This window comes from Acinetobacter sp. M5A5_2a, assembly GCF_053345265.1.
This window is the reverse complement of the sequence record NZ_JBKEZV010000016.1, coordinates 63,201-71,802: the sequence shown is the minus strand read 5'-3', so window position 1 is coordinate 71,802 and position 8,602 is coordinate 63,201. Positions and strand designations below refer to the sequence as shown.

Sequence of the window (8,602 nt, the reverse complement as noted above, 5' to 3'; positions counted from 1 at the left end):
TGGGGTTTCCCATGTGAGAGTAAGTCATCGCCAGCTCATTATTCTAAACACCCTCAACTTAACAGTTGAGGGTGTTTTTTTATGACTGGAAAATCTAAAGAGGAATAAAGAATTTAGAAATAGTAAGCCTACGTAAGTATCAATTAATTAACAAAAAATCTAATCGATAAATAAGGTTATTCTGTAGCAAGACTTTTTAATAAAAAATCCACTTTTTCTTCTGAAAATTTTAAACTGACATGTATGATAAATAGAAACTATATGTTATAAATATTGAATAGGCATGATTTTTGCTTGTTTTATGGAATTTAAAATATATGAAATTATCTGTTGGGTTGAAAGTTGCGAATTCTCTATCGTTAACACCTCAATTGCAGCAGGCAATTCGTTTGTTACAACTCTCTAGTTTAGAGCTTGAACAAGAAATTCAGATCCAACTAGATAGTAATCCTTTACTTGAAAAAATAGAAGAAGAGTCATTAACAGAAAGTCTGTCTACATTAGAAAGCAAAGACTCAGATGACTTAACAACTGAATTAAATGCAAACCATTTACCTGATGATTTACCAGTCGATACAGAGTGGGATGATATTTATACTCATCAATCGACGGCTTTGGCTACTCCGGAATTTGAAGAGCGAGAGGATAATCGCCAAGTTCAATTATCTTTAAAAGAACATATTCTAGAACAAGTTAATCTTCTGCACTTTTCTAAAATAGATCAATTAATTGCTTACTGTATTGTTGATGCATTAGATGATAAAGGATTCTTGGATGCTGAATTAGAGGAAATCATTTTAGCATCACAGCAATTATTGAATGAAATGGATATCGAGGAAGAGATAGAGGAAGATGAAGTTTTAGTTGTTTTAAAACATATTCAAAGACTTGATCCATTAGGAATTGGTTCGCGTAATTTAGCAGAATGTTTAAAGATACAACTCGAATTTTTATCGAAAGACGTTGAATATTTAAACGAGGCAAAAAGCCTATTGCAATATTATGAACTTTTAATAGCAAATGATCTAAATAAATTACTCAAGCAGACAGGCCTAACGAAAGATCAATTGAAGTTTGCAATCAATCTTTTAAAAACATTAAAACCCTATCCCGGTATGGATTTTGATAAAGAAGAATCAGACTATCAAATTCCAGATGTGGTGGTTTCTAAAAAAGATTTACACTGGCAGGTTCAACTAAATCCAGATGTGCTGCCTAAATTAAGAATTAATAGTTTTTACTCTAGTATGATTCGTAGAGCAGATCAAAGTGAAGACAATTTATATTTACGTAATCAGATGCTTGAGGCAAAAAACTTTATTAAAAGCATTGATGAAAGACATAAGACGCTATTAAAAGTAGCATCTTGTATTGTGGAGCATCAAAAATCTTTTTTGGAGATAGGTGCTGAAGCAATGAAACCGTTGGTTCTTCGAGATGTTGCTGAAGAAGTGGAATTGCATGAATCTACAGTTTCTCGTGTAACAACAAATAAGTATATGCTTACTCCACGCGGTCTTTTTGAGTTGAAATATTTTTTCTCTAGCCATGTAGGAACTACCGCCGGAGGGGAGGCTTCTTCTACTGCAATTCGTGCAATGATTAAAAAACTTGTAGCAAATGAAAACCCACGTAAACCCTTGTCAGATAATGTGATTGCTACATTATTAAAAGATGAAGGGATTGAAGTAGCGCGACGTACTGTCGCAAAATATCGAGAATCGTTACATATTCCTTCATCGTCTGAAAGAAAAGTCTTGATCTGAATTTTGAAGTATGGCTATTCTAGAGACTCATTATGACGAAATAATGAAATTTCAATTTCACCAAGAGGAGTAGCTAAAATGGTTTAATTGTCCCAATTTATCTTTTTGATAACATTAAATCGTTTTAGTTCTTCTTTAGATAACCTAAAAAAGGTGAGGGATAGAATTATGCAAATAACGATTCGTGGTCATCATTTAGCAATTACACCAGCTATAGAAGAAAATATTAAATCAAAATTTAATCAATTAACGAAACACCTAGATCAGGTGAACAGTATGCAGATTAAATTAACAAAAGATCATCAAATTGATAAGCGCTCTCATAAGGGCAGTTCAAATCATGTTGCAGAGGCTATTGTAAGATTGCCGGGGATTGAGTTGTTTGCTCAGGCAACTGCTGATGATATGTATACTTCAATTAAAAAATTGACTGAAAAATTAAAAAGACAATTATTAAGATATCGAAAAATGCAATGTACTTATTCGCAAGTTACTGTTTCTGTTTAATAAGTTTTTTGAAGTTAAGAGAGGCTTGAAAGATAGCCTCTTTTTTATTGATAAAATATAAACACGTACTGAATTCTTGGAAAAAGTTATAGTAAAATACTCCGTTTTACCCCTTAGGTTGTGTCAGAGGTCTTTGCAATGAATAGTGAACAGCTCACTCAAATTTTAAAAGAAGCTTTCCCTGTAGCGGAAGTGGCGGTGAGCGGACAGGCCGGAAAATTTGACCTCCGTATAGTGGATGATCAATTTGAAGGTAAGCGTACAGTGGCTCGTCAACAGTTAGTTTATGCACCATTAAATACTTATATTGCAAGTGGGGAAGTTCACGCGGTAACAATTCGTGCAATGACCAAAGATGAATGGCGTAAAGCAAGCCTTTTCGGAGCTTAAATATTAATGGATAAATTTTTAATCACGGGTGGTGTTAAGCTCGAAGGTGAAGTGCGCATTTCTGGTGCTAAAAATGCGGCTTTACCCTTACTTGCTGCAACTATTCTTGCAGACTCTCCAATTACAATAACCAATGTTCCAAATCTTAAAGATGTTAATACTTTGGTAAAGCTAATTGGTGGATTAGGGGTAACGATTGGCTATGAAAATGACACAGTAAAAGCAGATACCTCTACTTTAGATAATCAGTTTGCACCTTATGAACTAGTAAAAACAATGCGTGCCTCAATTTTGGTTTTAGGACCATTATTAGCACGTTATGGTAATGCTAAAGTTTCTTTACCAGGTGGTTGTGCGATTGGTTCAAGACCTGTGGACCAGCATTTAAAAGCTTTAGAAGCTTTGGGTGCACATATTGAAGTTGAAAATGGTTATGTCCATGCTTCTGTTGATGGTCGCTTAAAAGGTGGTGAAGTTGTTTTTGATATGGTGACTGTTGGCGGTACCGAAAACATCTTAATGGCAGCAGCATTGGCAGACGGTGTTACAACTATTCGTAATGCAGCACGTGAACCTGAGATTACTGACCTTGCTCAAATGTTAATTAAAATGGGCGCAAAGATTGAAGGTCTTGATACAGATACTCTTGTTGTAACTGGCGTAGAAAGTTTACATGGCTGTGAATATGCCGTTGTTGCTGATCGTATTGAAACAGGTTCTTATTTAGCTGCTGCTGCAATTACGGGTGGACGTATAAAAACAACTCATACGGATCCGGCATTGCTTGAGTCTGTTCTAGATAAGTTTGAAGAAATGGGTGCTGAAGTCACTCGTGGGGATGACTGGATTGAACTTGATATGATGGGTAAACGTCCTAAAGCTGTAAGTTTTAGAACTTTGCCACATCCAGAATTCCCAACTGATATGCAAGCACAATTGATGGCAGTAAATGTTATTGGCCGTGGATTCGCGACAATCTCTGAAACGATCTTTGAAAATCGTTTTATGCATGTTCCTGAGTTGTCACGAATGGGCGCTAATATTCAGGTGGAAGGTCACGATGCTGTCGTAACAGGAGTTGAAACCTTACAGGCAGCGCCTGTTATGGCAACAGATTTACGTGCTTCATTCTCTTTAGTTCTAGCTGCTTTAGTTGCAGAGGGAGATACATTAATTGATCGTATCTACCATATTGACCGTGGTTATGAACATGTCGAAGAGAAGCTTCAAGGTTTAGGTGCCAAAATTAAGCGAGTAAGTTAATGAATGATGTAAGAAACGATGATCCTAATTTCGATGTAATGGGTAATTTTGATCATGGTTTGACCTTGGCATTAAGTAAAGGGCGTATTTTAAAAGAGACGTTACCTTTATTGGCTACAGCGGGTATTAATTTGCTCGAAGATCCGGAAAAGTCTCGTAAGCTCATTTTTCCTACTACGCATAAGCAAGTACGTATTTTAATTTTACGTGCATCTGATGTACCGACCTATGTAGAAAATGGTGCAGCAGATATAGGTGTAGCAGGTAAAGATGTGTTGATGGAACATGGTGCTCAGCATGTCTATGAGTTACTTGACTTGCAAATTGCTAAATGTAAGTTAATGACTGCTGGTAAAGTAGGCATGGAGCATCCAAAGGGTCGTTTAAAAATTGCCACGAAATATGTCAATCTTACACGTCAATATTATGCAAGCTTAGGTGAGCAGGTTGATGTTATTAAGCTCTATGGTTCTATGGAGCTGGCACCTTTGGTTGGTTTAGGTGATTACATTGTAGATGTGGTCGATACGGGCAATACTTTAAGAGCGAATGGTCTTGAGCCATTAGAAGAGATTTGTAAAGTATCTTCTCGATTAATTGTAAATAAAGCCAGTTTTAAACGTAAACAAACTTTGTTAAATCCAATCATTTCACAGCTTGAACAAGCTGTTCAATCGCGTTAAAAGCAATTTCCCATCATGCTTTTGCAATAGTTAAGCCAGATGATGCCCACAAGCGCTTAGAAAAAGAGTAAACTTACTTTTTCTTTTTCGCCTTGTGGGTAAATTGATGCGACGTTTATCGACTCAAGATCAGAACTTCAAACAGGTTTTTGCTGAGCTTTTAGCATTTGAAACCGTGAATGATCTTAATTTAGTGCAAACAGTAGATCAAATTATTGCTGATGTTCGTCAGCATGGTGATGATCATGTTTTAAAGCTTACTCAACAGTTCGATCGACATCCTGCGCATCAATTTTCAGATTTAGAATTATCTCAAGAACAACTTAAAACTGCTTTTGATAATTTAAGCCCAGAAATTCGTGATGCTCTAGAGTTAGCAGCAAAGCGTATTCGTACATTTCATGAAGCTCAGAAACAAGATAGCTGGACTTATATAGATGACTTGGGCAATACACTAGGACAAAAAGTTACGCCTTTAGACCGTGTCGGTATTTATGTTCCTGGTGGACTGGCATCTTATCCATCTTCAGTTCTAATGAATGCTGTACCAGCTCATGTTGCGGGTGTACCTGAAATTATTATGGTTGTTCCAGCACCGAATGGTGAATTAAATCCATTAGTTCTGGCAGCAGCTTATCTTGCGGGAGTCAGCCGAGTGTTTACCATTGGTGGTGCGCAGGCTGTAGCAGCTTTGGCTTATGGGACACAGACAATTCCATCAGTAGATAAAATTACTGGTCCAGGGAATCGTTTTGTAGCAGCTGCTAAACGTGCTGTATTTGGTCAAGTTGGTATCGATATGATTGCTGGACCTTCTGAAATTTTAGTATATGCAGAAGGTGAGAATAATGCAGATTGGTTAGCTATGGATGTTTTATCTCAGGCTGAACATGACACAGTTGCTCAAGCTATTTTTATAACTCCAGATGAAGCTTTACTTAATGCAGTAGAGTTGGCAATTGAAAAGCATTTAAATGAATTGCCAAAGGCAGACATTGCGCGAACTTCAATTGAAAACCGTGGTGCTTTGGTATTAGTGAAGAATCGTGCAGAAGCAATTGAGTTGATTAATCAGGTTGCACCTGAGCATTTGGAGCTGTGCCTAGATGATGCAGAAGCCATGAGCGAAGATATTCGTCATGCAGGAGCAATTTTCATAGGGCGTTATACGCCTGAAGCAATCGGTGATTATTGTGCGGGCCCAAACCATGTATTGCCAACATCTGGAACTGCTCGTTTTTCTTCTCCATTAGGCGTTTATGATTTTCAAAAACGCTCCAGCCTGATTATGTGCTCGAAAGATGGCGTTAAAACGTTAGCTAAAACAGCCGACATATTAGCTGTCCAAGAGAACTTAGATGCCCATGCACGCTCAGCACGCTATCGTTATCAATAAGCTTATAAACCTAGTAGTTTTTTAATTATTACTCAGGGCTGATTTTCAGCCCTTTTTGAGATAAGACCATGACTTTATCTACAGCACAAATGCGCTTTTGGAGTCCAGAAGTTCGTGAATTAGAGCCTTATGTTCCTGGTGAACAACCTAAAATTCAGAATTTATTGAAGCTTAATACGAATGAAAATCCATATCCGCCATCACCAAAAGTAGTTGAAGCAGTTCAAGCTGTTTTAACTCAGCAAGCTGATGCATTGCGTTTATATCCAGACCCAGATGCTACAGCTTTAAAGCAAGCAATTGCTAAGCAACAGAATATTGAGATTTCTCAAGTTTTTGTTGGTAATGGCTCGGACGAAGTACTTGCTCATATTTTTAAAGCATTTTTCCTTCAAGACGAACCTATTCTTTATCCGGATATTACTTATAGTTTTTATCCAGTTTATAGTCAGTTCTTTGGAACAAAAATTAAAGAAATTCCACTTAATGAGAATTTCGAGATAGAAGCTAAGGACTATATACAACCAAATGGCGGGATTGTTATTACAAACCCTAATGCACCAACCAGTATTGCAATGGGTTTGCCTGATATCGAGCAAATCTTAAAAGCAAATCCAGATCGGGTGGTGGTGATCGATGAGGCTTATGTTGATTTTGGAGCAGAATCCGCAGTTGGTCTTGTAAATCGCTATGAGAATTTAGTTGTTTGTCAAACAACTTCGAAGTCTCGTTCATTAGCTGGTTTGCGCGTTGGTTTTGCAATCGCTCAGCCACATTTAATTGCAGCGCTTGAAGCTGTCAAAAATAGTTTTAACTCATATCCTATTGACCGTTTTGCAATTGCAGCCGCGGTAGCTTCTTTTGAAGATCAGGCTTATTTTGAAGAGCAACTTCAGAGAGTTATTTCTAGTCGTGAAAAGCTGGTAGATGACTTAACTGCTTTGGGCTTTAAAGTTTTACCTTCTAAAGCGAACTTTATTTTTGCTTCACACTCAGTCCATGATGCGGGTCAACTCGCACAGCAATTACGTGAACAAGGTATTATTGTGCGTTATTTCAATAAGCCTCGTATTAATCAATTTTTGCGTATTACAGTGGGTACGGATGAGCAGAATATGCGTTTAGTGCAAACGTTAAAACAAGATATTCTTTAAGTTTTAATCTGCTGTGCTGTTCATCAAGTTCAGCATAGCAGAGATTTTATCAAGGCTTTCTTGATATTCTGCTTCTGCATTTGAGGCAATCGTAATACCACCACCCGCCCATAAAGAGAGCTGATTCTGATATTGTTGAAAGCTGCGGATAAGAATATTCCAGCGACCGGTTCCATCAAAATTGAAGTAACCTAATGTCCCGCAATATGCACCTCTTGCTTCTTCTTCTAATTCTTCAATAATTTGCATTGCCCGAATTTTTGGAGCCCCTGTAATTGATCCTCCCGGTAAAGCAGAGAGCAACATTTGCATAGGGTTGATATCATCTTTAAGAGTCGCAACAATCTCACTGACCATATGATGGACTTGATTAAAACTTTCAATCTCGAATAATTGTGTTGTTTTTACAGAGCCTGTATTGGCATAAATGCTCAAATCATTACGTAATAAATCAACAATCATGACATTCTCTGCCTGATCTTTTTGCGAGTTTTTCAAAGTTTGTTTAGAAATAAAATCTTTTTCGATATTCTCATATCGAGGCATAGTTCCCTTAATCGGTCTGGTCTTGATTTGTTTATTTTGATTGAACTCAATGAAAAGCTCAGGGGAACAACTTAATAACTCAAATTGATCTAATTTTAAATAACCTGCATATGGTGCATTAGTAAGATTCCATAAATCTTCTGCTTTATTTAATAACGACCCTATAAAATTAGCTTTAAATTCTTGGGTTAAATTAATTTGATAACAATCGCCAGCTTTAATATATTCTTGTATTTTATGAAAGGCTTCAAAATATTGTTCTTTAGACCATCTTGGTTGAATAGTATTCTTTAATTTAAATGTATTTTTAGAATTATTGATAATAGTAGTCTCTAATTCTTTTTTAATATATGTGAAGAGATCAAGAGCATTTTCTTCATCGCTAAAAAAATACCAGTCATTATCTATATATTTTAAAAAAGAACGATATTGGCCTAAGAATAAAGATGGCTGTATATGATTCTGACCGTTAATAAATTGATGTGCAGCAAAATCATAACTAATAAAACCAATATAGCCACCGTTAAAACTTGTTATCGATTCGCTATCTTTATTTTCTTTTAAATTATTTTCTTTAAGTTGAATAAAATCTAATAACTGATTTGATTTTGATATATTTTTATATTCATTAAAATTTTGACGCTGAAAAACTAAATCATTTTTATTTTGAATAAGAATGTATTGTTGAGGAAGAAAGCCAATAATAGGATTGTTATTGTCATTTAAATAAATGAGCCCAGTTAATCCTTGTAAATTTTTTAAAATCTCGGTAGCATTTTTACCATTTAATGAGATTTTTTTCTTTAACTGAGACATTTTTGAATAAGAGAATAGTTAATGAGGGAAATATTAGTTTACTACAACTTGTGGATCGTCAGGGAGAAGACTTATAGGGGA

Annotated in this window: 8 protein-coding genes; 7 read left to right on the top strand and 1 reads right to left on the bottom strand. The window is 36.1% G+C overall.

All coding sequences use genetic code 11. The features are described 5' to 3' along the window. The first annotated feature begins 317 nt into the window (after positions 1–317). The 7 genes from ACLBWE_RS18565 (at position 318) to hisC (ending at position 7,159) form a co-directional block, all read left to right on the top strand. Positions 318–1,766, top strand: a complete 1,449-nt coding sequence (locus ACLBWE_RS18565) for an RNA polymerase factor sigma-54 (protein ID WP_348952020.1) — start codon at positions 318–320, stop codon at positions 1,764–1,766. Between the two features lie 168 nt (positions 1,767–1,934). Then, a complete protein-coding gene (gene hpf / locus ACLBWE_RS18560; RefSeq protein WP_004641296.1) occupies positions 1,935–2,273 on the top strand; it encodes a ribosome hibernation-promoting factor, HPF/YfiA family in 339 nt (112 codons plus the stop codon). Between the two features lie 138 nt (positions 2,274–2,411). Then, positions 2,412–2,663 (top strand): BolA family iron metabolism protein IbaG, encoded by a 252-nt coding sequence (gene ibaG, locus ACLBWE_RS18555; RefSeq protein ID WP_004794487.1) that lies wholly within the window; start codon positions 2,412–2,414, stop codon positions 2,661–2,663. Between the two features lie 6 nt (positions 2,664–2,669). Further along, on the top strand, positions 2,670–3,926 hold the full coding sequence (gene murA / locus ACLBWE_RS18550; protein ID WP_092711078.1) for a UDP-N-acetylglucosamine 1-carboxyvinyltransferase: 1,257 nt from the start codon (positions 2,670–2,672) through the stop codon (positions 3,924–3,926). Then, complete coding sequence (gene hisG / locus ACLBWE_RS18545; protein WP_003655841.1) at positions 3,926–4,609, top strand: ATP phosphoribosyltransferase; 684 nt, start codon at positions 3,926–3,928, stop codon at positions 4,607–4,609. Before murA ends, hisG begins: the two co-directional genes overlap by 1 nt. A 106-nt stretch (positions 4,610–4,715) precedes the next feature. Next, the gene (gene hisD, locus ACLBWE_RS18540) at positions 4,716–6,005 is read left to right on the top strand and encodes a histidinol dehydrogenase (RefSeq protein WP_348952015.1); all 1,290 of its coding nucleotides are present in this window, start codon (positions 4,716–4,718) and stop codon (positions 6,003–6,005) included. Positions 6,006–6,073: 68 nt separating this feature from the next. Then, on the top strand, positions 6,074–7,159 hold the full coding sequence (hisC, locus tag ACLBWE_RS18535; RefSeq protein ID WP_348952013.1) for a histidinol-phosphate transaminase: 1,086 nt from the start codon (positions 6,074–6,076) through the stop codon (positions 7,157–7,159). Positions 7,160–7,162: 3 nt separating this feature from the next. Here hisC and ACLBWE_RS18530 read toward each other — a convergent pair whose 3' ends face one another. Continuing rightward, the gene (locus ACLBWE_RS18530; protein WP_447604235.1) at positions 7,163–8,521 is read right to left on the bottom strand and encodes an anthranilate synthase component I family protein; all 1,359 of its coding nucleotides are present in this window, start codon (positions 8,519–8,521) and stop codon (positions 7,163–7,165) included. Between the last annotated feature and the right edge of the window lie 81 nt (positions 8,522–8,602).

What these genes read in the sequence shown, in the direction of transcription:
- ACLBWE_RS18565 (WP_348952020.1), top strand. Translation starts at nt 318, where the DNA reads ATGAAATTATCTGTTGGGTTGAAAGTTGCGAATTCTCTATCGTTAACA.
- hpf (WP_004641296.1), top strand. Translation starts at nt 1,935, where the DNA reads ATGCAAATAACGATTCGTGGTCATCATTTAGCAATTACACCAGCTATA.
- ibaG (WP_004794487.1), top strand. Translation starts at nt 2,412, where the DNA reads ATGAATAGTGAACAGCTCACTCAAATTTTAAAAGAAGCTTTCCCTGTA.
- murA (WP_092711078.1), top strand. Translation starts at nt 2,670, where the DNA reads ATGGATAAATTTTTAATCACGGGTGGTGTTAAGCTCGAAGGTGAAGTG.
- hisG (WP_003655841.1), top strand. Translation starts at nt 3,926, where the DNA reads ATGAATGATGTAAGAAACGATGATCCTAATTTCGATGTAATGGGTAAT.
- hisD (WP_348952015.1), top strand. Translation starts at nt 4,716, where the DNA reads ATGCGACGTTTATCGACTCAAGATCAGAACTTCAAACAGGTTTTTGCT.
- hisC (WP_348952013.1), top strand. Translation starts at nt 6,074, where the DNA reads ATGACTTTATCTACAGCACAAATGCGCTTTTGGAGTCCAGAAGTTCGT.
- ACLBWE_RS18530 (WP_447604235.1), bottom strand. Translation starts at nt 8,521, where the DNA reads ATGTCTCAGTTAAAGAAAAAAATCTCATTAAATGGTAAAAATGCTACC.